Genomic DNA, 377 nt, shown 5'->3' with positions numbered 1-377 from the left:
GGGGCGTCGCCGTAGGTCGAGCGCCCGTCGTTGGCGCGCACGGTCACGCCCGCCGGGGCGATGGTGAGGGTGGCGGCTGGCGGCAGGGCGTAGTTCGCCGCCGAGCCGTTGCCGCCCGTCACCGCGACGGCGAGGCCGGTCAGGCTCGCGCCGGCATGGGTGCCGGCCTCGGCCGAGGCGGCGGCGGCGGAGCCGGCGGTCAGCGCGACGCTCTCGCCGTTCATCCCGCCGGTGACCGTGAGCTGGCCGACGCCGAAGCCCGCGGTGGCGTCGTAGGTCTTGGTGCCGGTGACGGTGAGCAGCGCCGGATCGACCGTGAGCGCGCTCGCGTTGCCGGCGGCCTGGACGAAGCGGTAGTTGCCGTCGATGGCGGTGAG

1 protein-coding gene is annotated in these 377 nt (G+C 76.4%); it reads right to left on the bottom strand.

Translation table 11 applies throughout. The annotated features are described in order from the left end of the window. Positions 1-377, bottom strand: a 377-nt coding sequence (locus EOE48_RS29560; protein WP_210249632.1) for a YDG domain-containing protein, incomplete at both ends; no start/stop codon positions are given.

This window comes from Methylobacterium oryzihabitans (genome assembly GCF_004004555.2).
GTDB lineage: Bacteria > Pseudomonadota > Alphaproteobacteria > Rhizobiales > Beijerinckiaceae > Methylobacterium > Methylobacterium oryzihabitans.
The sequence above is the reverse complement of the archived record's forward strand: the minus strand, read 5'-3'. Positions and strand labels throughout refer to the sequence as shown.